We start from the raw sequence: 22,956 nt of genomic DNA, 5'->3' as shown, positions 1-22,956 counted from the left end.
CAATGAGGGGGAATAAATAACAAAAGAGGAGCCTATTGACTCCTCTTTTCGAAAGATTAGTTATGAGAATTATTTAACTCATAAAAGGTCACTTGGGCATAATCGTGATCATCACTACTATTATCTTGCAAGTAAATACCTGCTTTAAAATACATATAGTTATCTGGATCATCATACCCACTGTTTGACATATCAACTTCTTTTGCTGCAAGTTCATGACCATTTTGGCTAATGGTTACAACAAGTTGATCCCCGTTTACCACAATTGAATACGAAAACGGTTCATCTAACAATAAACCATCACTAGGGGAGGACGTATCATTTAAGCTCCCATCAGAAGTAACCATATTACCAAGTAGATTGTACCAGATTTCATCACCACCTGCTGATTTTGATGTTTCATGAGCAAAGTATAATGCCCCTTTTTCATTGTTTGGAAGCTTATGATAGTACAAGCGAATTGGCTCATTACTTTTTGCGTGAATTTGCCCGACAACCAATCGTCCAACTTGCTGTAAATTTGATGTTGTGGTTGTTACATGGTTCACCGCTAATGTGGCTTTCAGTGTTCCATCAATCCCACCAAAATACTCTTGTTCACTTAATGGTATTGATGAAAATGCCCAGTTATTTGCTTTACTTGATGTCGTGATTGAGGTATCTCCTCTACGCAACATCTCCCTTAATTCCGTTCTCACATATTTTGTATTACTTGACGTAACAACTCCACCTACAGGAGTATAGAAAACCAAACCACCATCACTTCCAATGTAAAAATAATCACTTTCATAACCAGAGATTAAGACTCTCTCTTTGACATCCGTTGCATAACCATCCCCCTCGTCAACTGGTATACTTAAATACCAATCCCCAACGTCAAAGTTACCTGAAGGGGGTAAAGTAGGATCTAAATCAAATCCAGGCTCGGGAGCACCATCTCCAGAAACTTTAACTTCTGTAATGTTCGTCCACTCACTACCCTCTGAATTCGAAAAAACTTTTACTCGAATCCAACGCGCTTCAATATCGTTAATGTCATATGCACTCCTTTGATTATCAAACAATCGAGTAACGGTTAAAAAACAGTCTATCAACCCAATGACATCAAATGCTTTGCAATCGATCACATCACATGTATTAAAATACTACAAATAATCAATTTTTGTGCACTCATTCTTGTGAACCCAAGAAAAGATTTATTCTCTCATTCATGTCTCTTTGTGCGGTTGCCCCTAGTGCTGATACACGGATTAGAAATACGAGTGTTTTAACTAATAAGTGGTAATTTGGTGCTACTTAGTTTAATAATTGGAGTGAGGAACAAAACAGCTAACAAGAAACTATGACGTCAATAGTTAATTCTTGGCACTATTGTAATCCCGCATAACACCGTCCTTTAGCTGTAGTGGACCGATTACATCCGGATTTTTCGGACCAGATTAAATGGGTATATTGCTATCGGATTACATGTAAGTACCGACTTCTTGCTATTTGAAGAACATGAACGTAACCCTAGTGACGATCTTGCCCTACAGCTAGAAGCGATCAGTCAGATATCTGAAGGTGAGCAGATGGTGATACGGGAAGTGCTGGAGAGTCTGATTATTAAATATCAGTCAAGGCGCTGGGATTCTGGAAGGAAGACAACTAAATGAGTAATGCAGATATTCAACCGCTAATTGAACAACTAAATAACAAAGCATCAGCTAAACGCCGCTCAGCAGCTAAAAAACTGAGAAAATTGCAAAGTAAAGATGCAGGCCGAGCATTACTCGAAGCTTTAAAAAAGGAACTTAAGGATAAACGAACGTGGGAAACACAATACCAGATGATTATGGCTTTGGGTGAATCAGGCCACACCGACAGCCTAAAATTTTTACAACAATTAGCTAAACAAGAATTGGAAGCCACAATACTCTACGTCGCAATCGGAGACTCTATAACACGGCTTATTTATTTAATGGAGAACAGCGTTCATAAAGCTATCACGCAGATGCTAAGCAATAATGAGAACCCTTTATTTTCTGATGGGATACTAAGAGCAATAGCTATGCAAAAAATTGTTCCAGATGAAGAGGATATAACTAAACTGATTAAGTTTGCAGACAACAACAATACGCCTGATAACAATATCACTTGGATTGCCTCCGCTTCTGCTGGCTGGCACAAAAATGAAAATACCATTTCGTTTCTACAGAAGCATGTTAACTCAAAAAAACCACAAACAAAAAAAGCAGCCGAAGCTGCTTTAAAGAAAAAATACATTAAGTGGTCAATTTTATAGGAAGCCTAGACAGGCTTCCTCATAATCCCACTTGCCACTAGACTCACCCTCATCTAGATAAGAACGTATATTCTCATAAGAAACAGTTGGCGGAATATCGACAGCGACTAACCTAGGTTGATCACTCACTTCCGAACTACAGCCCATAGATTTCAGAACTTCCCTTACAGGCTGCACTTCCTGCTCGCTAGAAAACCAGAGACGAACCGTACTATGCCCTGAAGATTCCAAAAGCTCCTTCATACATAGATAGCCTTCCACTCTTTCAGCACTCACGATATCTCCAAACGAAACACCTTTAACGTAAAACGGAATATTGTCTAGTTTAAAACCTTTCCCACTCGGTAAAGCCCATAAAGATTCAGTTTCACTTGAAGCGCCAACGGAATATTCGAAAAATAATTTTATGTGCTCTCTCATTATTAATTATTACTCTTATCTAGATTACATGTACGACAGAGAATTTGACCGTTATCAAGCGTTCCGTCACCACCTTTCGATTTGGGTATAATGTGATCCCTGTGCCGTTCGTTATCTGGCGGGGTCACTCCTCGCTGATGTTTTTTCCCAGGAACAACTTCGATGCCGCAATCAGTACAGCGGTTTACTCCACCATTTTGCGCTGCGTTTTCTTCGTCAATTTCTCTTTTGGTTTTTGGGGTGAAAGCCTTACCTGTTCGATCAACGCCCGCCGATCCTGCTTTCTTTGTAACACGACGACGCTTTGACAACCCTAACGGGTCAATCCAAGCTGTTGGATTATTGGCATACTGATAAAGATTATCCCCACCCAATAACCCAATCGGATCTTGAGTCACGAACCGCCCAATGTCCGGATCATAGTACCGAAATCGATTATAATGTAATCCCGTCTCTTCATCAAAATATTGACCTTGGAAACGAAGGTTTTGTCGGTAGTCAATTTCCAGCTCATGAATGCTGACCGTCACGCCCCGTTGTTTTTCCTGCTCCGCTTTTTGGGTCAGCTCTGGGTATTCAACTTTTAAAGTATTACCCCAGGCCTTGTATTGCGCCGCCCAAACATAGTGACCATCGCTGTCAGTGAGCTCTCTAGGCGTACCTAAATGGTCAACATGATAGTGTAAGATGTCATTGGTGATGGACGAAACCGGCTTGAGTGAATAAGGCCACGCCCCTTTTTCTTTATCTAAATGACTGACCACTTGAGCTATCGGCACAAAACCCTGCGGTTCATAAACATACGTTTTCGCTTTGCTACCACGCGTTTCTAAAAGCAGTCGATTGCCATCCCAAAGGAAAGTGGTGGTATTGAATCGGTCTTGTTTGGCTATCCTTCGACCAAACGGGTCATAAAAATATTGGGTGACCTGCTCGATGGCATGCTGTGTTTTCCGGCTTTGGATAAGCTGGTGCTCAGCATCATAGTTCAACGTCAATGTGGTATGGCTGCCGATTTTTTTCTCGGCTAGATTACCGTAAGCATCATATTGATAACGCTTGTCTTCAAACACCTTAAGTCGGTTATCTTGAATGAGCCCTTGCGTCCCAGAGTCGTTGATGGGTATCAGATTATGCGCCGGGTCAAAGGCGAACGTCTCTTCAATGTTCGGACCTTGGCTGCCAAGAATGCGCCCTAGCTTATCGTACCGATAATGGGTGATACCTGTGCGCGAGTCTTCAAGGGTGTTAAGCTCACCCGTGACACCGTAACGATAACGCCGGCTTAACTTAGCCGCCTGATTGGTTAGAGTTGGCGTTTCATCGTCCAGTAATGCCGATTGATAAACCTGTTGATGAGTGAGTCGACCTAACGCATCATAACGCTGTTGGGTATGCAGCACGCCTTGGCTTCGCTGGGTTTCTTGATGCAGCGCATTTCGGCTGAACTCACTGATGGTTTGGTTATCAATATTAATTTGCAGCAGATGACCGGAGCCATAATAGAGTGACTTTAACGTTTGTCCTGTCGGTAGAAGGGTCTGGGTTCGATTGCCTAACAGGTCATATTGATGACAAACCGATTGCTGACCAAAATCACTGGTGGTCACTTCTTGGGTGACATTGCCCATGGCATCATAGTCAAACTCTACCTTGGCGGTCGCATTACTCGCTTGGGTAAGTTGGCCGATGTCATCATAGGAATAGCGAGTACGCGCTTCTTGGCCGTTTTGACCGATGTATTTTTCCAGTAACCGGCCGGCTTTATCACGCACATATTGGGTTTCACGCTGGGCTTCACAGTTTGGGTTTTCGAGTTTGCTTTTCACATTCCCTAGTGGGTCATATCGGTATTGGGTAATGAGCCCATCTAGCCCTTGCTCTTGAATGAGCCTGTCGAGGGGGTCATAAGTGAACTGATAAGCTACGCCATTTTCATTGAGAAGGGTGCGCAGTCTGCCCACGCTGTCATAGTGATAGTCCAATGTGTGACCCAATGGGTTCACGCGTTGGGTCAGCCTGCCATGGCTATCTACTTGATAACGGGTAACGTTTTGTTCTGCATCACGATGTTCAATCAAATGCCCAAGCGCATCATAAGCAAAGCGCTCTGTACTGCCATCGGAGTAAACAATTTGGCTGAGGTTAAACTCATCATCATACTGATATTGAGTGCTTTGTCCCAAAGCATTGGTAAGGCGGGTCAGCTGGCTGTAGTCGTCATAATGATAGTGCGTCACTTGACCTGAGCAGTCCGTTTGTTGAACCAGGTTACCGCGCTTGTCGTAGTCAAATTGATACACATTGCCCAAGGCATCGGTCACATCCGTAAGCCAGCCTTGTTCACTGTATTGATAACGGGTGATACCACCATTGGACGCCGTTTCTTCAATAACGTTGCCATACTCATCATAGGCAAGAGTCGTGGTCTGCCCCAAATCATCGGTGATGCTCTCAGGCTTATCAATGCTCTCAGCATAGCGGATTTGAAGGCTTCGACCATCGGCGGATTTAATGAGAGTTGGGTTGCCTCTTGAATCGTATTTAAGCGCTTGCACTCCCCCTGCTGGGTCAAGGATTTGCTCAACCAACCCAGCATTGTTCAACTCATAGCGTTCAGTGTGGCCCAGCGCATCGGTTTTGGCCGTCAAGTATTCATGTTCATCAAACTGATACACCGTTTCTCGGCCTAAATGGTCGGTGACGGTGGTTTGGCCCAAGGCGTAGTCAAATTGCCAAGACTCGCCCGTTGAGAGGGCATTGCAGGTGACTTTACCTTTGGGAGAGTATTGGTCATAGCGATAACGGCTTTCAAAACCGCCAGGCTGGCTGTGCATCACCATCATATGGTTTTGATAATCAAAGGTTCGGGTAAGACGACCTTGATGGTTGCGTACTTCAATCAAATCGCCTTGGTCACTGTAACGATAACTCACCCACACTTGTTTGGGGTGAAAGTATCTCTGTCCTTGTGGGGAGTGTGTCACCCCCACTTCGGTGATGGCTTTAAGACGTTTACCCTGCCCAGTCTCTTGATAACTCAGTTCAAAACCCCGTTTATCCTGAGTGACAATATGGGTGAGTACATCGTCTTGCCCCGCTTGATTGAGGCCGTTATACCAATATGTTAAGGAATTACCGTGCGCATCTTCCACCTTGACCAATTGATAACGAAAACGGTCACGAATACTTGGCTGAAAGTGCAGTCGGCTCTTATCTGGGGTAATGAGATGATAAATTTGCTCATCAGCGCGGTATAAGGTGAGCTGCTCAACCACCCAAAGATCTTGCTCCCCTACTTCAAGGTGGTCAAACTTTAAGGTGCGGCCATGCGGCTCGACAAAAGCCATATGTTGAGCAGTGTGCAAGAGAAAGGCATCAGCCAGTGAACTCCAGCCTTGACCATAAAGCCCCACATGAGGGTTACTCGAGTTATAGTAACGCTGCCAAACCAAAGGCATCGGCGCTTGAATAGTAAAGTCGAGCTCTTGCTCGTATCGAAGTACTTTACTGCCGTTGGCCGGGTTGACTGGCTTGCCAACTGGGCAACCACATTCTGAGCCCTTAGGAGGATTACCTTTAGAATTGGCGGCACTGGCGCCTTTACCAGTAGGCTTGGGTTTGTTTTTGGGACAAACGGGCACCGCAGGCTCTCCGTCCATCGTCGCCATCATCATATCCAGTGGATCAAGTTGGCTGTAATCTAAATCGGCCGCCATCAACAGGTCCCGTAATTCAAAGATATCGTATCTTGATTTGTAGATATCCCATCCGGTCCAAATCAAATTGCCAACGGCGACCACCGCCGCTCCCGGGCCGGTAGCCAGTGACGCCATGGTGGTGGCAACGCGTTTACTCGCCGCCTTGCCCAATCGTTTCCCCAATTTTTTGGTGACTTTGTCCAGTTTCGTTGCCAGCTTCTCACTGACGCATTTCTTTTTGTAACCAAAGGGGTCAACATAATTGACGGGATCACCACCAGTATAACTGTAAAGGTTGGCTTGCCCTGAAAAAGACTCCATGGGATCTGGGGTTAGAAATCGGGCCAAGCTCGGATCATAATATCGCGCGCGATAAAAATAGAGATCTGGCGCATCAAGCTCTCGCCCCGTAAAGGCATAGGGGTTAAAGGTGTCTATGTGCTTATCATGAGCGATAAGGGTACCAAAAACATCATAATCTAAGGTTTCAACAATCTCTCCACGGGCGTCGCTTAAGGCAATAATGCTGCCTTGAGAGTTACGATGATAATAGAAGCAGCCCTGTTTGCTGTGTATGCTCAGTGGGGTATCCGTGGCGTCATCATGGGTCAGGTAGACCCAATGGCTTTCCTCTTCGCCGTTGGTGATGTGCATAGCGATAATGCGCTGCTCATCGTAGTAATACTGGATGCTCTTTTGTCCGTCCTGCTTTTGAATTCGCCGACCGAGGGCATCGTACTGAAAACGTAAATCACAGGCTTGCGGCGCTGTTTCCGGTTTGAGTACTCGCTCCCCATAAAGTCGGATCAGTTGGCTACTCTGATTGTACTGATAGTTCAGGGTGGCTTGGCTGGCTTTATGGGTTTTACTCACCAAACGACCCAGCACATCATAGGCAAACCGATAAACATCATTTTCTAATAGGCGATTGGTGGTAAAATCATAACGCCAATGGGTTTGATCACCCTTAGCGATAAGGTTATCTTGCCCGTCAAACTGATACGCCGTTTGTCCGTCATGGGTTAAATGGCCCTGATCATAACCAAAACGTTGACCATTGACTTCAATCAGCTGGCCGACGTTATCGTAGTGATAGTCAAAGCATTGTCCCGCGGTGCTCAACTGAGAGATAAAACCATCGGGCGTATAACGAAAGCACTCGGTTAACCCATTGGGATAACGGCGCTCGGTAACACGGCCACCGACATCAAACTGTTGATGAATAACGTGCTCTTCTGGCGTAATGAGCGTGATCAATTTGCCCTGTTTATCTCGCTGATAAACGGTTTCTTGGCCATGAATTTGACTGTGTAAGCAACAATCACTCAGCCATGCATGGCGAACATGTTCATCTTGTTGCCATTGGTCGGTCACTTGACCATAAACATCATAGTCAAAACGAATCGCTCGATGAGTATTATTGGCTTGCTCAAGTTGGCCTTGGCCATTGAAGATGAGTGTGCTTTGTTCGTCTTCGGTGGTCGTCACAATGCGCTGCACATCGCTAATGTGCTGAAAGTCTATCTCAATGATTCGGCCATCTTCTTGGGTGATGGTCTTTGGCAGTTGGGTATCGGGGTGATAATCTATCGAGCGGATGTGTTTGAGGCTATTTCCCTGCAGGAAACGGCAACCGTGTTCATCGTAGGCATAGCGCAGCTCGTGCTCGCCTTGTTTCACCCCTTTCAGCTGACCTTCTGAGTTAAGATCGAATTCAATGGCCGCCTTACCATCATCTATATTGGCCAATCGGTTTGGCCCCACATAGCGATAGTCTAACCGCTGACCCGCGGCATCAACCATGGCGCTTAGCTGCTGAGAGCCATTATATTCAAACTGGGTGAGCGCTTCATCTTGGTCGATGATGGCGATGATCTGACCATAACGATTATAACGATACGTCGTTTGGGCCCCCAGTGAGTTTTCTTGATAAACAGGTTTGCCATGAGCGTCATACTCTGTCTGGGTTTTTAAGCCATTCTCATCCACAACTAAAGTACAATTGCCTTGGACGTCATAAACATAACGTCGCTCGCCTTGCTTGGAGCGAACCAGATTAGGCTGCCTGTTTTCTTTGGCGTATTCATAACGAATACGCTGCTGAGCCGTCCGATGCTCAATAAGGCGATGTGTGGTATCAAAGGTTTTCACGTCCGCGGTTTGCCCATTTAGCGTGATTTTGGCTTCTCGCTTAGCCTCGTCCCACTCTAAAAAGCGGTGGCCATCAAGCGCTTCAATTCCGCAAATCCAGCCATGTTCATGTAGATGAACAATCTGCTGGTTGACCTGCACATAGTGCTCGGCATCGTGATAGTGATAACAGACGGTCTCTAAGTGTTTTTGCCAAGCTTTAGCGACTCTGGCATCGGGATGATACGTAGCCTTAAGCAGCACCTCTTGCGATGAATTGAATACTTGACTGAGCAGGGGCTCACTCGCCCCCGTTACACGCTGATAATGAAACTGACGATGGGCGCCCCAGGGCGCTCTGAGCTGAACAAGTTGGTTGTTTTCATAGCGCAGTTGCCACACCCGACCGCTGTGGTCTTCAATTTCACTCAGTTGGGCTTGCGAGTTGTAACGCAATTGAAATTGACTGCCAGAGCAATTTGTAATTTGAGTAATTTGCCCATGGGCATTACGTGAAATCGACAAGCAGTGACCATGCACATCGGTGACTTGGCTGAGCCTACCTTGCTGAAAACAGCGAACGGTGCCATCAGGATGAGTTAAGTGAAATTGAAATTTATCCTCGGCTTGATATGGGGCATCTGAGTCCACACGCCAACTGACAATATTTGCGGGCAAACTGATGTCTTGCAGTGCATTGGTGTCAGGCTGATAACGATACTCATAGCGGCTACCATCGGCTTGCCAATGTTGATACCCCTGCTGAGGGGTTAGCACGCGATGCCACTGCTCATCGACGTTGAGTCGCCAACCTGAATGAGATTTATCGGGCCCTGAGAGATAAATCAATGATAGAGAAATCGGCATATGACCCGCAAGGGTGATGATGGGCACGTCATAGTAAAGCTGCCCGGTAAGCAACTTGACTTGCGCATCCCGATAAGTGCCTAACTCGCCCGCCCTTTGTGCCTCACCTTCCATCCAAGGGTATCGGAGCATGGGTCGAATTAACGGTGGCTCAAGCTCTTTACGGGCATGGGGGTTCACGGGCTCTCCGGCCTCCATCCAGCGTTGCAGTTCGTCAAATGTGGGGTTGTCGTCTTGAAAACTAAGAGACGGCGCATCAGTGGATAACGTCATAGGATGTCCTTATCAGCTTGATTCAGATGGAGAGGATAGATCAAGCTCGCCGTTATCTTTGATTGGAGGTTGCATGGGTGGCGGAGCAAACACAATGACCCCCATAGTATTGTTGTTGTTCATCTTGACCTTATCACCGACTCGAACCATTGGGCTGTTTTCCACTTTCATGGATGAGCTATGGCCTTCCATTTCGACCTTATCACCCATCGAGCCCGATTTGAGTCCTTTATTCGTACCTGGTTGATCGCCGAGCACTGAGGGCAATTCACTTTTAAGCAGCACCATTTCCTTACCATTAAATTTATGTTTAGAATGTTTTTTTGCTGTATTGAGCTTTTGGGTAATGGGAAAAGGGACTGGGACGTTATTGGGTAACTTACACACATCAGGCATGGTACAAATCACCAAATATTGCCCGTCTTTTCGAGCGCCAAATGCTTTAGCCATCGGAATGCTCCTGTTGTCGCCACTGGGTGGGCAGATAGTGAAAATGACAGGCCGTCATGGTTTGTTTTTTCGCAATACGGCGTCGGTAGGACACATAAACGCGCCAGTCCGCCATATCGGGTGCATCGATATCAAATAAGATGGTGTCAATTTCTAGCTTGTAACGATGTCGCCGCTGCGTTGAGTCCATCAGCTCAGCAAAGGCGTATAAGCGCGGTAGGGTGACCGTCAATTCCGGGTAATTAGGCGCTAACGCCAACAATTTAAACTGGCAACCCGGCTGTAGATATCCCTTAGCGATGAGCTTAGGTTGAGCGGCTTGCTGATATTGGTCGTTAAAGTCTTCGGGTAAATAAGGGTGCTGCTCTTCTAACCACGCTTCATCATAGGTGCCAGCCAACTGATACCGAACCTTCCAGCAACGATCAATAAACCCTAAACCGGGCGGTACCCCCTGTAGACTATCCCTTAAGTGACGCCAATAGACCTGCGCCACAGGAAAGTCATTTGTGGGCATCTCATTGTGCTTAATGCCTGTCCCGACGGGATTCTGTTCATCAATAGTCCAATAGGACTCTTTGGCTTTGGGGTCGAGGTTAAGCACCTTCCCTCCTTCCGCTAACCCATAGGAAAGCCTCACTTGACTCACGGGCCGCAAAGAGGTTTTTCGCCAACCAAGAGGGCCTTGCGTCCAATCACGCTCACCTTTGACGGTCAAATGAAGGTCATTAAGCCGCTCCCCTTGCTCTGACAACACTTCAACGCCGCAATGCCACTGGTTTTCCGGTTGACCACTGGGTGCATAAGTATTGGCATTGAAGACCACATCGGTATGAGGTTTGTGGGTAATAAAATCTGACTCATATCGTAACACTTGATTAGGATCATCCTCCTGATAAGTATCGGCTGCAAATAAGCGGCCTTGCTCTGGCGATACTTGAAGTGTCCAACGCTGTGAAGGGCCGTGACCTTGCGGTAAAAGCCGATAGGTAATTCGCATCAGACAAGTATAAAACCACTCTTGGTTGGCATCGGCATTTTCCCAAGCCACGGAAGGTAAAAAGGTATGATTAAATTGCTGCATCAATTGACCTCAACCAGCTTGCCATTCACTTCTACATGCTTAGCTCCCGCCACTTTAACGTCTTTTCCTTGAAGAATAATCGTGCCATCGGCATTGAGAATGAGTGAGCTTGCCCCCACACTTAACTCAAAGCGTTTACCGACAATGATATGTTTGAGCAAACCGATCTGTTCGGTTGAACTGATGGCAACAGACTCATTTTTCGCGCCACCAACCGAAACCTGATAGCCCGCACCAATACTCAGCGCTTTGGCCGCGCCAATGTTTTCAGCCTTGGCTAACACCACCGTTTCAGCTTGAGCACCACCAATGGTCACCGTTTGATTGCCACCTATGTCAATCGCCTCATTGACGCCAACGCGCGCTTGACGATGATTCATCACCACAATGGTTTCGTTGTTTCCCACCGTTTCAGTTCTATCATGACCAATAGTGACGGTTTCGTCGTGACCAACGTTCTCAGCTCTGTCATTTCCTATCGCAATGGTTTCATCGTTTCCGATATTTTCACTGCGATCGTGCCCAACTTTGGTGGTCTCATCATGATTCACTACATTGTTTTGGTCTTTTTGGGCATGAATAAAGATTTCTTCTCGCGCAGCCTCGTCTTCAAAGCGGATTTCATTAAACCCTTCCCCTTTATGACTGTCAGTTCGAATCACCGTTTTGGTTTTGTTTGCAGGTAACGGATATGGCGGCGGATTGGTTGCGTGATAAGTGCGACCTGTAATAATAGGTTGGTCAGGATCACCATGTAAAAACGAGACAATCACCTCATGACCAATACGAGGTATTGCCATAAAGCCATACTGAGCCCCTGCCCACCCTTGACAAACTCGAACCCAACACGAACTGTGTTCATTTTGCTCACTCTCTCTGTCCCATGGGAAATGCACTTTCACGCGACCATGTTTATCACAATAGATTTCTTCACCTGGCGGCCCTACCACCTTCGCTATCATAGGGCCATCCACTTGCGGCTTGGGCTGAGGTTTCGAGCGCCAAGTCTTGTTCGCGGGAATAACAGTGAATTGGTTCGAGTACGTGGTTGCTCCGTGGCCTCCCTCTTCTTCTAAGGCTTGAGGTTGCGTGCCTTGATGCGTAGCCGCAACCACAACCCAATCACGGTTGGCACTCGCCTCTAGGTTTTCGCTTAAATCAAACTTCACCCCAGCTTGGAGCGCATAGTGGTTACTTTTACCATGCCCTAGATTTGACTCTCGACGTAAGTACTCCAAACGAAGCTGGCTAAATGCGATGCCTGAGCCATCCTCTTTGTATCGACCCGGGAAGTCGTAATGTTCGTAATGGCTTTGTTGAAAGCTAAGGTCTGCCCCTTGCTGCTCTTGCAAAAAACCATAGCTTGGCTTTTTAAAGCTATAGTCTTTAAACGCAAGGTGGCTTGGCTCACTTTGATGATCGATTTGAAATTGTGAAACAAAAGGGGCGTCCGTTTGCCCACCGGGTAAACTATTGTGTAACACCGAATCGACGTACTTCGTAATAAGGGCGCTATCATCAAAAAACACGACAGTGTGCTGACCATTGGCTTGCTCAATATAATAGGTCATCCCCTCTTCTGCCGCTAAACGGTGTATAAACGCCAAATCCGTTTCTCGGTATTGGACACAAAACTCACGCTGAGAAAGGGCTCTTGTCAGTGCAAAGCTAAAATTCATGACGCCCATTTCTTGCAGTATCTGCCGAATGATGTCTTCCGTCGTTTTCAATTGAAAGATACGACTATTTTGACGCAGTGATAAACGCTCCAGAGTAGGAACTAAGACCAGAGAGTAGGCAGTATGATGATGACCAATGTCACCTTGAGAAAATTGACGAACAATTCCATTCACAAATTGAACCGATTCGCCATTGCGCTGCATCGTGAGTTGAGCGGCGTTATCGACCACCTGTTGGGCAGTAATGCCAGATTGCCGACTTGCTAAGTCGATAGTATAACGAAAACCATAGCAAGTTTGAGAGCCATCAACATTGGACTCTGAAAGCGACTCTTCGCCGCTATAACTGGTGACAACAAAGGTTTCTTCTGGCAAACCATCAACGGTTAAGGTGAACGTTAACTTTACCATGACGACCTACTCCCTGAACCACACACCAATAAGAAATTAGCTTTTATACAACACATAGCATAAAAAGATAAACAAACAGGTGTATGGATAAAAGAGGCACATAACAAAGATGAAGAATGCTTTGCAAAACAAGGAATTAGAGAATTATCTGACTAAATAAAAGGATTCATCAACAATGACTTATACGAAGCGATATAAAATAAACAGACACAAAAAAACCGATGAAGCGCGCACAACATCGGTTTTAATGGCAATCCTTTGCAACATAAGCATGCGTCCACGCTTATGAATCCATTGTCTATTCGCTGTTGATTCTAAAACAGGGTTAGCATTCCCTTCCATCAGGCTTTTCCGAAAACCGCACTTCCATTCTGGTTACTCCCAAATACTTCACCAGATGGGTTAAATGATCCATTCGCCAGGCTCTAAGTGTATCAGTACGACCAGCTCGCACCACATATTGCACTTGCTGAGTAAAATTCACTCCGATAAGATGGAACTTGTTCTCTGTCTCCGATGATTCTTGAGCCAATACCGCCTCAAAACTTCCAAGCTGAGCCAGACGTTTAAACTCCCCTTCTTTGATATGCTCTAACCTCACACAAAACACCATAATGATAATGACATTTTGTCATTATGTACAATTCCTCTTTAAAGGAAAATAACAACGTGACTTCTGTCGATTTCCCATTGACCTAACTGTTTATTATTTATGCTTTTTCTTATTCTAAAATGAAAGCGGAGATCAGAATTTAAGGAGCATGGATGTCTAAGCTCAGTGAGTATCAAATCTATGAAAAAATCACCCACATATTAAAGCAAGAGCCAAAGGCTTCAACCCACTACATTAAACAACGATTGGTATGTTTAGGAGTGAAACCTGAGTGTATATATGCCCAACTAGTCCATTTTTATGAGCAAGGAGCCATCGATGATCAAGATAATATCGACCAACATATTCAAATCGCCATTCAAAAACGACAAGGGTTTAACCTGATCGCTCGAACCCTTTCACAAGGTCAGTACAACCACATTCAAGTGACAAAATCTCTCGTCTCGCTATCAAGAAACATCGATCATTATCGACAAGCCTCATTATGTAAAATGGAGCAATTTGGCAGATTAAAGCACACTACTCCAGACTCTCAATCAAAAATGATTCTATATCTTCAAAAACAAGGGCATCGTCTTCCTGATATCTGGAAAGCCCTTCGAAAGGAACAAAAAACAACCGAGTGTTACTGCCCACGTCGTGTAAGCTGATCGCGTAAGTTTGCCGGAGTGCCTTTCAAGGTAAGCGTATCGGTTTCTGGATCGTAAAAGATACGTTCACCTAATAACACTGCATCAAAGGTCATCGAGACACCACCGCCGCTCCCTACAAACTTAGTCAAGTGTTTGAGTGAGCTTCGCTCTACCGGAAAGTGGTCTTCCAACTCATAGCCTTGCTCTTGAGTATAAGTGGCAAAGTCCTGACCATCGAGACTAGGGGGTAACTCACCAGACAACTCTTTAACCGTGACCTCTTCTCCAGACTTGATCTGTGCACTGCAATGATCAAACACTTGCTGCCGGTATTGATGACGTTCTTGTTTCTCCAATTGATGGTCGGCACAAAAATCCTCCACCGCTTGCATCAGCACCTGGTTCTGAGCTTTGACATCCAGTCCCACTTCGGCCTCAAGAAAGTCTAAGAAAAAGTCAGAAACGCCACGTCCAACCCGGCCTTTGATGTACGCTAAGTAACGGTGGTTTTCAGGATCGGTTTCTTTGTCCGTTAAGTTAATGCTTGCCGCGATGGTAATGTGTTGCACATCCAAATAATCGGTGGCATTAATCTCTAGCGCCTCCGTCACTTTCAAGCTCTGGTGCACTGGCAACAGCCCAATAAAGAGTTGGTCCGTGGCCAGATAGCGATAGATGGCCATCACTAACACCCCTTCATCCGCAAACGGGTATTTAACGAGCTCTTGGTGAAGCTTATCCGCACACTGGCATGAGAATTCATAAAAAGAGAGGGAGTGGTCACGGTAGCTTATCAGTGCCTGATTAACCGCACTGTCGGGTTGAAAAAAGCCGTAACCTTTGCCGACTTTAGCGACAAATTGACGATGGAGTAATTCCGTTAATTGCAAAGAATTTGCATCGTTCTCCAGTGGAGCAGAGCGCACTTGAAGCTGCAGCTCTCCTATGTCATTTTTCATCAATTGGTGGAGTGCAATATGAGACAGTGCAATCGACATCTTTTCCCTCGTTTTAATAAAGGCTTTCTTTTCGCTCCCCATTTTGTAAGAAAGCAAACAAAAACACTATAAGGTAAACCTTAAAACAAACATATATTATTGATAGTTAGGTGATTTCTTATATTGTAGAAAAGTCACCCCATGACGTGACTATGCAATTTTTTAAACTTTATTTTGCAGACACAAGTTCTCCTACATGTGTCTGTTTTTTTTGCTGGTCTATTTCTCGTCTTTAAAATTAAGGCGTCTTTTCAACACTTTTCTTATTGACAAAGCGGCTTTAAAACCGAATTTAACTTTCTCCGGTAGCGTCACTTCTCTTCCCTTTCTTATAATTCTTCGAGACGGCTCCACTCGCAAAAAGAAACGGCCAAATTCAGGAAGCTCTCAGGCACTTCCTGCAAGGATTGAATGCTCACTGGAGAGTGAGCTCTGTTGACTTCCAAAAGCATAGCCACTGCCTCATCCATATTTGTAAAGACTTGCGCTTTCTCGATATCGTCGGCCCAATATTTTGCCTTACCAACCCCCACCGACGATTCAAAGTAGACGGTGTGAGTGTGTTTAAACGCCAACTCCCCTTTTTCATTCTCTTCCCACCGGCCATCGGGAGCAGAGAGAACAAATTGTCCTGAAACAGGCTGTACTCGTCTTTTCTTCACCATTATCTCCTTTGACGGAAAGCAGTGTCCATAACGACGAGAAATATGCTCTCGACGTAATCCCACTATTCTGGCCACCGCGGCCTTAGAAATCGGTTTTCCTGTTTGCTTTAACGTTTCAATGGCCGCTTCAATCGCCTTTTCCGAGCGATCGGAACGAACCTGATGAGTCAAATGCGCCGAGCGTGGTGTGTGGTAAAATATAGGAGGAAACAGGGCCAATTTGATAGGCCATTGTATAGTTCGAGCTTTCTCTAAGACTTTGTATTATTGGTTAAAGTCGCCCATATGAAAAGGGGTTGGGGTGAAAAATGGATCACACTACTAAAAAACCACCACCTCTTTTAGGGATTCAGGGCCATTCTTAAAACAAAACAACCAAGAAATATGTCTTAAAAATTCGATATCGTATCACTTCAGAAGTCTGACCAATTAAAAAGTAGTACATTAGTAACCCTTGAATAACTTAATACATTGCAATAATGAATTAGAGTTATAAGTGAAATTTAATATTGTATACGCATAAAGTTTTAAGAAAAATTAGAACGAAACACCGAGTCCTTTTTCAATAAAGGCTAGAAAAAAAACCATTATCCAACTCCACATTCCTAAAGCATTAAACCACATGAATACTTTAAATCTTATTGAGCTTGTTGTTACGCGTTTACGAATAAATGGATACTTAACCCAATAATCAAAGCAGCGACTCCCTACTTCCCAAGACAATTGATATTTAGGACGCATATAGCCGTTATCGTAATAGTATTTACTAATGTCTTTAGCTAATTGTTTATCCATAAAGATAATATGCTTAAAACTCCCTAATGAGATCACTGGCAATATAACTATCGCCGGAAAACACCAAAAAATTGCGTAAACGCCAAAAATGGTCACTAACAAATCCAACATAATTTTATCTCAAAGCTGATTCAACACTTTCATATATGAAGTCTACGCCCCATTTACCAACAAGAGTACCGGTCATCCCACCAACACCACCACCAACAACAGCCCCACCAATTGCAGCAATAGCCAGTACAGGGGCCGATGCAGTCACACCAATAACCAAAGCGATACCAGAAACGGCTGTAACAGCAAGCCCGACCCCAGCACCTCCACCTTTGACTCCACCATATATACCACCAATAAAACCAACAACTTCACGTGTCGCTGTTTTACCACACTCGCCCAAACCATCAACTTTACATGCCTCATAAATACTATCGACCCCACTTACGGCCCCCACTAGTAAACCAACATACCCCGCACCTCTGGCAGCTGAAATACCAAGAGCAATATTGCCAATCCGCTTCCCTAGTTCTTTTACAAAGCCTGTTTTGAGAATTTCATCCGCATTGTGAACTACAGATTTAGTGGAAAGGTTTAAATTGCGTTTAATTTGCTTGTAGATAGGTAGTTGAACACTACGCTTTGATAACATCGCAAATGAGCCATCAAGCTTTTTAAATAGTGCAGCACGCTGATCAAAAAATCGCTGATTATTGGCATATCCTACTTTTTGCTTTGTTTCGACGTGCTGAACATACAGCCAATTAATTTCTAACAGGACATTCTGGATATTTTTCAGGTTCTGCTCAACTATTGCAAAAGTAGCGCCAACTCCCACTGCCACCTGAGCATAAAAACCAAGAAGCAAACCATCCGATTCAATCCGCTCTTCCAGTTGATAGGAGAAAAGCTCAAAATGACGGTTAAGTGTCGCGACCTCTTCATCTAACAACTTGCCTAGCTCTTTACTGGCAATCTTCGCCTGCTCAGTCCACTCACTCAGCAAATCTCGTTCTTCTTGGGTTGTAGGCTCTATCGTTGGAAGAAGGACAATTTCTCCCTCTCGAACAGGCTCGTTTAGATGAAGATTACAACGCTTGATGTATTGCTTTTGTTCTTCTTTTGTCTGCGGTGTAAAGAGACTTCCCCACAACTCATCTTGCGATTGAGTAATTGGGGACTACATCCAACCAAGCTCGAATATCACTTTTTGTTGTGCTAAGGTCTCCACTCTTTGCTCAGCATATCGAGTTTGATTGCCCTGCACATACTCCCAAGACTCTTCGGACTCCTTAATACGCTCCCAACGCTGCCTTTCAATCTTTTCTCTCGGAGTTTCAAGTATTCCGCTTGCTTAGCTGGCACCAAAGAACCTGTTGGAGCAAAATCTTTTGCTACCGCCCTATCTAAAGCGACGCAACTTTTTACATACTCCCTTGCCATAGAACAACTGGAGCAAGGACACGTTTCAGGAGCAGGGTTCCCTATTGGGCATCGGTGAGGTTTAGAGCGATCAAAAAGGTCAGTAAACATAAACATAGCCATGGATTTTCATCGTTAAAGGAGCATAACAGTAAATGTTTAGAGGCAAAAACTTGCTCACATGAATCCCTTAAAATCTCTGGTTTACTTTTGGACATTTCCGTTTTAGTAAAATTTGCCTATGAGAGTGTTCGTCGATACTGAGGTTAAGTTTGAGTTCTCGGGTAAAACACACTGTTTGATATAGGCCTCCACGGTGCAAGATCTGCCGCGCGCGTCTCGTTTGATTGGTCCTGATACCGATATAATCATTCGCGAGAAATGGTGGAACCCTGCTTATATTGAGATAGACCATGAAGGTCAAAGGATGGTCATCGACCATCAGTTGAATATGAGATTGACCATTTCTCAAGTTTGGTGATATTAGGTAAAACCGAATCGGACATTCTTATTGTGGAGAAAACTGGGAAGGTGTCGTCTTTGATGGAGACGGGGTTCTTAGAGTCAGGGTATGGGTATTTGAGTCATCCAGCGAAATAGGTAGGTGTTCTTTTGAGTGCGGTTAAGCTGAAGTATGGTTTAAGGGATGGTGAGCTAGTACACGTGAGTCGTGAAGATGTGAAGAGCGGACTTGCGTGTGGTTGCCGCTGTCCTGCCTGTGATGCGGAACTTCTGGCTAAAAAAGGTCCAAAGCGTGATGACCATTATTCACATAAACCGGGTTCGGATTGTGGGGCGGCGGTGGAGACCGCATTGCATTACCAGGCTAAAGCATTACTGGATAAGTATCGTTATCTGAAAATACCGCCTGTTTCGATCACGTTTGATATGAACCGATCTCCTTTGAAGATTGCCGATGAGCGGTACCTTAACATCGAGAGTTTGCGTATCGAGAAGCGAGTGGGGGAAATTGTTCCGGATCTTATTGCAACGGTTAATGATCGAGATCTCTTTATCGAGGTCTTTGTAACGCATGCTGTAGATGCGGAGAAACTGTCAGTAATTAAGGGGATGGGTGTGTCATGTATTGAGATTGACTTGTCCTCTGTTGATAGGGACCTGTCGATGGAAAGTATGAAGTCGTTGGTCATTGATGGGGCGAGTAATAAGCAGTGGCTTTTTAATGCGCGGGCTGAGTACGAAAAGGAATGTATGCTTAATCAGTCTCTTGGTAAAGGGGTGATCTTTAGGGGGATGGCGATGCACGTTGATGGTTGTCCTTTAGCGGTGCGTGTTTGGTGTGGGAAGCCATACGCCAACGTAATTGACGATTGCATTTACTGCAAACGTTGTGTGTCATGCAGGGACTCTGAGGTGTTTTGTGATGGTCACCTTTCTGAAGATCAGCTTTACCGTCCGAGGGTATGTTAGTTTGTTGTCCTTTTGTTTGTACCTAATCAATCTCCCATCAGAACTAGCTCACATCAAATGTCGAGCCGCCGCTATGGGAACTCACAATTGGATTAGAAAAAGTATCTTGAAGCCTTAAATGCTTGTTAGGTGTTGGTTACTCTCCGACCTCTTGCTTGAGTTTTTTAATATTCAATCGAGTAATTTCATCTTGCATCGGCTGGATTTTAGTATGCCAAGTTTTGAAACCATACCAAAGCATACAAACACCACCGGCAATCATTCCACCGATTGCGATTAAGAATATAAACTTGTTACGAACTGCAACATCTAATTTTTTATCTAAAACTTGAAATGTAGCCTCTTGCACTAACGTCCGAGCTTCAACTGGTATGTTCTTAAGCGTGTGATATTCAATAATTACATCATAAACAAGGTTGTTCGTGGATTGGTTAACATAGATGATGGAACCTAAACCAAATATAACAAGCAATAAGCCGAACAAAGCATAAAATTTATAAATATTATCTGTTGGTAAAGGGATCCTACTTTCCATTTAATTATCCTAATTTCGCGAAAACACCTAACGCCAAATTAAGGTGTGAACAACAACACCTTACCTAAACCATTGTGCCATAAACACTAAACTGGCTTGAAGTGAAAGCGCCAAGCGTTGTGAATCACTCTTAAATGCTTGTTAAGTGCCTATTTGCGCCATATGCAACTGTGGTATTATACACGCCTTATATCGTTTAAGTCTTTGGGATTATGGCAAAAGTTAATTTAGGTAAACTAGGCGAAACCGATTTTGTTAGATGGTGTACCCAAACTGGATTGATTACTAACAGCTCAAATGAAGAAGATGTCACAGGTTGGGATTACTTCGTTGAGTTTCCAACTATGCATAGCTCTAACACCCCCAATGACCGAGCAACACTCCCATTCGAGTGCAAAGTTCAAGTAAAAGCGACACAGAGAAAAGACAAACGCCTTGGAATTAAATTGTCAGTTCTTCAGCGCTTGGTTAACTACAATTACCCTGCTTTTATTTTATTTCTTGAGTACACAAATCAAGCGCAACCTACTATTGAAAACGCATACTTAGTGCACATCGATAACAAGCTCATAGAGCGAACACTCAAGAAATTGAGAGAAAACGATTTACTAGCAAAGCCGAAAGAACTGAACAAAGAACTGAACAAAGTAAAACTCTCTGTCAGCTACAATGCAAGTCATCAACTACCAAACTTGAGTGGCGACGCTCTAAGACTGTCGATTGAAAGCTTCTCCGGCACTTGTGTTGACACATACATAAAACAAAAACAATCACTTCGAAACAACAAAAAAGCTGCTATATAACCAACAATTTTCAAACTTTCTCCGAATTAAAATAGAGTTAACGCCGCATTAAGGTGTGAGCCACGTTATCACAAAGACTTCCTCGATGTTGCTATTTATACAGCCCCCTTCTCGAAAGCCAAAATATTCTCGAACGCTATTTTAAAGTACAGCTCATAACTATTTTGCTCTACATACCCGAGATGAGGAGTTGCTGTGACATTCGGTAACGAAAGTAAAGGCTCACTATCCAGTGATGCTGGTTCAAAATCAAACACATCTAAAGCAGCTCGCTTGGTTGGGATAGATACAAGCTCATTATAAAGTGCTGATGGTTCTACCAGCTCCGAGCGACTGATATTTATAAATAGGGAGTTAGGCTTCATTAACGTTAAATCAGAGGCTGTTACACACGCTCTAGTCACATCATTTAAACGTAAGTGAAGAGAAACAACATCAGAGCTTGAGAAAAACGCCTCTTTTGAAGTTGCAGCGTCAAAACCATGCTCTTGAGCCAGATCCCTTGATGGCTCACTACCCCAAACAACAACCGACATCTCAAATGCCTTAGCATATTGAGCGATTCGTTGGCCAATTTTGCCGTAACCCCAGATACCAAGTTTTAAGCCCTTTAAAGTGCGACCTAAACCAAGCTCTCCTGAGTTTTGCCATTGGTTATTTTTGAGGTTCGCTGAGTACATTGGTATATGACGCGTCGCTGACATAATAAGTGCCCACCCCAACTCAGAAGGAGCAACAGGAGAACCACGCCCCTCTAGTACTTTAACCCCATATTTTTCACACAAACTAACATCAATGTGGTTACTAACTTTACCCGTTTGGCTAGTGACTTTAAGGTTGGGGAATTGAGATAGCAGAGATTCTGTAATGACGGTCCGCTCTCGGATTAGAACGAGAACATCTGTGTGCTTTAGTTTAACGACTAACTCAGACTCGGAGAGCGTTTCATTCAAGATTGACACATCATAATTTGATATTAGATCGAAACAATCTAAAGTTTTAACGACATCCTGATAGTCATCTAATACTGTAACTTTCACTGAACTCTCCTTGTTGCTATAACACCACGTTAAGTAGAGTTCAACACTACCACCTAACCTAAACCATTACACCGTAAACACAAAACCCAACGATGGAATCAACAATTCCAAACGTTGGGAGTCTGTCTTAAACGCTTTGTTGAGTGCAATTCTCGTCCACTTCGGCTGAACAAGTAATATTGAGCGCGAATCAAGTGAGGCAATTTGGTTCGGCAAATTTGAAAACGAACTAATGACTGGTGTCGCGTACTGCGAGCCAATGGAAATGACCAACGTCACATGGAACGTATTGATGTTGCTTGTTGATCCTGAACATCACCGCCGTGGAATCGGTAAAGATTTGATGCAACTAATGGAAAGTACTTTGACCAAACAAGAACAAAGACTCCTTATTGTTGAAACCTCAAGTACAGATGATTTTCAGACTGCAAGAACGTTTTATAGTGCAATTGGCTATGCTCAACAAGGAGCTGTCGAGCACTATTACGACGACAATGACCACAAAATTACATTCATCAAAAAACTGTAATTCATCAGGAGTTCTGATGGGAACTCCTATCACAGAACGCCCAATGAAGGTGTGAACAACGCTACCACAAAACCTAGCCTTACCACCATAAACTCAAAACCCAACGATGGAATGAAAAATGCCAAGGGTTGGGATTCACGCAAAAATACTTGTTATGGGGTTGGTTTTAGATGCTCTAAGTATGGCGTGCAAAGATCTAAAAA

At 44.3% G+C, this 22,956-nt stretch carries 17 protein-coding genes and 2 pseudogenes; 6 read left to right on the top strand and 13 right to left on the bottom strand.

Features of this window, described 5'->3' with window-relative positions; all coding sequences use genetic code 11:
- Positions 1-56 precede the first annotated feature (56 nt).
- Positions 57-1,127 (bottom strand): polysaccharide lyase family 7 protein, encoded by a 1,071-nt coding sequence (locus AAFX28_RS23600; RefSeq protein WP_408690999.1) that lies wholly within the window; start codon positions 1,125-1,127, stop codon positions 57-59.
- Positions 1,128-1,451: 324 nt separating this feature from the next.
- On the opposite strand from AAFX28_RS23600, the pseudogene AAFX28_RS23595 reads away from it, so the two are divergent.
- Both AAFX28_RS23595 and AAFX28_RS23590 read left to right on the top strand, forming a co-directional pair.
- A pseudogene (locus tag AAFX28_RS23595) lies at positions 1,452-1,655 on the top strand (hypothetical protein); the annotation flags it as partial.
- The gene (locus AAFX28_RS23590) at positions 1,652-2,284 is read left to right on the top strand and encodes a HEAT repeat domain-containing protein (protein ID WP_408690998.1); all 633 of its coding nucleotides are present in this window, start codon (positions 1,652-1,654) and stop codon (positions 2,282-2,284) included. The pseudogene AAFX28_RS23595 and the gene AAFX28_RS23590, both read left to right, overlap by 4 nt.
- Here the strand turns inward: AAFX28_RS23590 and AAFX28_RS23585 are convergent.
- From AAFX28_RS23585 to AAFX28_RS23560, 6 genes are all read right to left on the bottom strand, one after another.
- Complete coding sequence (locus tag AAFX28_RS23585) at positions 2,279-2,704, bottom strand: DUF4265 domain-containing protein (protein ID WP_408690997.1); 426 nt, start codon at positions 2,702-2,704, stop codon at positions 2,279-2,281. The genes AAFX28_RS23590 and AAFX28_RS23585 overlap by 6 nt on opposite strands.
- A gap of 2 nt (positions 2,705-2,706) precedes the next feature.
- On the bottom strand, positions 2,707-9,675 hold the full coding sequence (locus AAFX28_RS23580) for an RHS repeat-associated core domain-containing protein (RefSeq protein ID WP_408690996.1): 6,969 nt from the start codon (positions 9,673-9,675) through the stop codon (positions 2,707-2,709).
- A gap of 12 nt (positions 9,676-9,687) precedes the next feature.
- Complete coding sequence (locus AAFX28_RS23575) at positions 9,688-10,125, bottom strand: DUF4150 domain-containing protein (protein WP_408690995.1); 438 nt, start codon at positions 10,123-10,125, stop codon at positions 9,688-9,690.
- Positions 10,118-11,209: a DUF2169 domain-containing protein gene (locus AAFX28_RS23570; protein WP_408690994.1), complete on the bottom strand. Its 1,092-nt coding sequence runs from the start codon at positions 11,207-11,209 to the stop codon at positions 10,118-10,120. Before AAFX28_RS23570 ends, AAFX28_RS23575 begins: the two co-directional genes overlap by 8 nt.
- Entirely contained in the window at positions 11,209-13,299 is a 2,091-nt protein-coding gene (locus AAFX28_RS23565) for a type VI secretion system Vgr family protein (protein WP_408690993.1), read from the bottom strand. Before AAFX28_RS23565 ends, AAFX28_RS23570 begins: the two co-directional genes overlap by 1 nt.
- 325 nt (positions 13,300-13,624) lie before the next feature.
- Complete coding sequence (locus AAFX28_RS23560) at positions 13,625-13,900, bottom strand: hypothetical protein (RefSeq protein WP_408690992.1); 276 nt, start codon at positions 13,898-13,900, stop codon at positions 13,625-13,627.
- 164 nt (positions 13,901-14,064) lie between these two features.
- Between AAFX28_RS23560 and AAFX28_RS23555 the strand changes: the two genes are divergently transcribed.
- Positions 14,065-14,562 (top strand): hypothetical protein, encoded by a 498-nt coding sequence (locus AAFX28_RS23555; RefSeq protein ID WP_408690991.1) that lies wholly within the window; start codon positions 14,065-14,067, stop codon positions 14,560-14,562.
- Here the strand turns inward: AAFX28_RS23555 and yejK are convergent.
- From yejK to AAFX28_RS23535, 4 genes and pseudogenes are all read right to left on the bottom strand, one after another.
- Positions 14,538-15,542 carry a nucleoid-associated protein YejK gene (yejK, locus tag AAFX28_RS23550; RefSeq protein WP_408690990.1) on the bottom strand — a complete coding sequence of 335 codons (1,005 nt, stop codon included), beginning with the start codon at positions 15,540-15,542 and terminating at the stop codon, positions 14,538-14,540. The genes AAFX28_RS23555 and yejK overlap by 25 nt on opposite strands.
- A gap of 329 nt (positions 15,543-15,871) precedes the next feature.
- Positions 15,872-16,426 carry a hypothetical protein gene (locus AAFX28_RS23545; RefSeq protein ID WP_408690989.1) on the bottom strand — a complete coding sequence of 185 codons (555 nt, stop codon included), beginning with the start codon at positions 16,424-16,426 and terminating at the stop codon, positions 15,872-15,874.
- Positions 16,427-16,744: 318 nt separating this feature from the next.
- Entirely contained in the window at positions 16,745-17,113 is a 369-nt protein-coding gene (locus tag AAFX28_RS23540) for a hypothetical protein (RefSeq protein WP_408690988.1), read from the bottom strand.
- 4 nt (positions 17,114-17,117) lie between these two features.
- A pseudogene (locus AAFX28_RS23535) lies at positions 17,118-18,436 on the bottom strand (hypothetical protein).
- 591 nt (positions 18,437-19,027) lie between these two features.
- On the opposite strand from AAFX28_RS23535, the gene AAFX28_RS23530 reads away from it, so the two are divergent.
- Complete coding sequence (locus AAFX28_RS23530; RefSeq protein ID WP_408690987.1) at positions 19,028-19,846, top strand: competence protein CoiA family protein; 819 nt, start codon at positions 19,028-19,030, stop codon at positions 19,844-19,846.
- A gap of 136 nt (positions 19,847-19,982) precedes the next feature.
- On the opposite strand, the gene AAFX28_RS23525 is transcribed toward AAFX28_RS23530, so the two are convergent.
- Positions 19,983-20,381, bottom strand: coding sequence for a hypothetical protein (locus AAFX28_RS23525; protein WP_408690986.1), 399 nt, complete (start codon positions 20,379-20,381; stop codon positions 19,983-19,985).
- 212 nt (positions 20,382-20,593) lie between these two features.
- Here AAFX28_RS23525 and AAFX28_RS23520 point away from each other — a divergent pair, with 212 nt between their 5' ends.
- Positions 20,594-21,184, top strand: a complete 591-nt coding sequence (locus AAFX28_RS23520) for a hypothetical protein (RefSeq protein ID WP_408690985.1) — start codon at positions 20,594-20,596, stop codon at positions 21,182-21,184.
- A gap of 95 nt (positions 21,185-21,279) precedes the next feature.
- Here AAFX28_RS23520 and AAFX28_RS23515 read toward each other — a convergent pair whose 3' ends face one another.
- Positions 21,280-22,224, bottom strand: a complete 945-nt coding sequence (locus AAFX28_RS23515) for a D-2-hydroxyacid dehydrogenase family protein (protein ID WP_408690984.1) — start codon at positions 22,222-22,224, stop codon at positions 21,280-21,282.
- Between the two features lie 178 nt (positions 22,225-22,402).
- Here AAFX28_RS23515 and AAFX28_RS23510 point away from each other — a divergent pair, with 178 nt between their 5' ends.
- Complete coding sequence (locus AAFX28_RS23510) at positions 22,403-22,753, top strand: GNAT family N-acetyltransferase (RefSeq protein ID WP_408691056.1); 351 nt, start codon at positions 22,403-22,405, stop codon at positions 22,751-22,753.
- Positions 22,754-22,956: the final 203 nt, after the last annotated feature.

The sequence above is a fragment of the Vibrio sp. TBV020 genome, from assembly GCF_046056895.1.
Classification (GTDB): Bacteria; Pseudomonadota; Gammaproteobacteria; order Enterobacterales; family Vibrionaceae; genus Vibrio.
The sequence above is the reverse complement of the archived record's forward strand: the minus strand, read 5'-3'. Positions and strand labels throughout refer to the sequence as shown.